A 1,589-nucleotide genomic window follows, 5' to 3' on the forward strand; every position below is an offset into this window, starting at 1 on the left:
GGCGGCGGCGGCGGTGCTGCGGGTGCCCGCGTAGGCCCAGGTGCAGTCCGCGTCGCTGACCACGGCGCTCAGGTCGGTCCGGCCGCTGGGCTTGATGCCCGCCGCCGTGGTTGCCGCCAGGAAGCCCTGGGGAAAGGTGAGGGAGGGCGGTGTCATGGTGGCCATGCTAGAGCAGGCCGGGGCGCGGGGCGGGCGCGGCGACCCCCTGACCCCCCGATGACGCCGCCGCCACGATCCTCACCGGGTCTTCACGGCGGGGGCAGCCGGATGCGGATATGGTGAGAGGCCATGAAGACGTCCCTGCTGACCCTGACGGTGCTGGCCCTGCTGGGCGCCCCCGCCGCGCTCGCCGCGCCCCTCAAGCTCCAGAACGTGCCTGTGACGGTGGACACGAATCCCAGGCTCTATGTCCTCAACGACGCGGGCATCGCCAGGGCCTTCCCGTCGGCGGCGGGCCGCCCCGAGGCGGTCTTTCTGACCGAGGACCGCAAGGTCACCATCGCCTTCGACTGGCGCGAGGCGGCCCTGGCCCCCGCCGGGGTCGCCTCGCTGACCAACGAGTTCGCCACGGGGCTGCGGGCCCAGGTGCCCAACCTCAAGACCATCCGGTCGGCGGCGGTGCAGGTCGGCGGGCACCCCTGGGGCCAGATCATCTTCACCACGCCCGGCCAGGGCGACGACCGCCGCTTCGAGATGCTGCTCACGAGCGCGGGCGGGCGCCTGCTCGTCGTGACGGTCGCCAGCAACGTCAAGGACTACAGCCGCAACGAGAATCTGGTCCGCAACCTCGCCAGCAGCCTGCGGGTGAACTGAGCGGCCAGGCCCTCCCCAGACAGGCCCTCCCCGGACAGGTCCACTGGGCAACTGGGGCCAGGGGACAAATGGGCGGCGCCCGGCCTGCGTAGAATGCCCCGCGTGTGTTCCCGCCCCGAGTTCCCTTCCCTCCGCGACCTGCGGGTGCTGGGGCGACGGGGCGGGGTGGAAACGGTGTGGGCAACTTGGGACGGGCGACCGGTGTTTGTCAAGCGGCTGTGGCGCGACGACCCCCTGGCGCGGGCCTGCCTCAGCCATGAGGGCACGGTGGCGGCCCACCTGAGCCGTCCGGGCACCCTGCACCCTGGCCTGGTGCCCCTGCTCGCCGCGCGGGAGGAGGAGCTGATCTTTGCCTGGAGCGCGGGGGGCACCCTGCGGGACGCGCTGGGCGCCGGGCCGCTACTGGTGGGGGAGGCGGTGGCGGTGGGGCGGGGCCTGCTGAGTGCCCTGGCCCATCTGCACGCGCAGGGGGTGGTGCACCACGACCTCAAGCCCGAGAACGTGCTGCTGTGCGGCGGCAGGCGGTGGGCCGGGGCGGTGCGCCTGACCGATTTCGGATTGAGCCACGCCCGGTTCCTGCCGGACCCCCACGGCACGGAGACGCGGCTGGGCACGCCGTCCTACATGGCCCCCGAGCAGTTCGCCGGGGTGCGCGGTGACCCCCGCAGCGACCTGTACGCGGTGGGCGCGGTGCTGTTCGAGTGCCTGGGGGGGCAGCCGCCCTACGCCGATCCGCTGGGCTGGCTGGCGGGGCACCGACGGGGCCGCTCGCCGTT

2 protein-coding genes and 1 pseudogene are annotated in these 1,589 nt (G+C 73.7%); 2 read left to right on the forward strand and 1 reads right to left on the reverse strand.

Going from position 1 to position 1,589, the window contains the following annotated elements; genetic code table 11:
• Positions 1–156: pseudogene (locus QOL99_RS16945) on the reverse strand (bifunctional glutamate N-acetyltransferase/amino-acid acetyltransferase ArgJ); the annotation flags it as partial.
• Between the two features lie 132 nt (positions 157–288).
• Here QOL99_RS16945 and QOL99_RS16950 point away from each other — a divergent pair.
• Complete coding sequence (locus QOL99_RS16950; RefSeq protein ID WP_285525553.1) at positions 289–813, forward strand: hypothetical protein; 525 nt, start codon at positions 289–291, stop codon at positions 811–813.
• 102 nt (positions 814–915) lie between these two features.
• Positions 916–1,589: serine/threonine-protein kinase (locus QOL99_RS16955; protein WP_285525555.1), on the forward strand; the 674-nt coding region annotated here is incomplete at its 3' end.

Source organism: Deinococcus rhizophilus (assembly GCF_030271215.1).
GTDB classification, from domain to species: Bacteria; Deinococcota; Deinococci; order Deinococcales; family Deinococcaceae; genus Deinococcus; species Deinococcus rhizophilus.

What these genes read in the sequence shown, in the direction of transcription:
- QOL99_RS16950 (WP_285525553.1), top strand. Translation starts at nt 289, where the DNA reads ATGAAGACGTCCCTGCTGACCCTGACGGTGCTGGCCCTGCTGGGCGCC.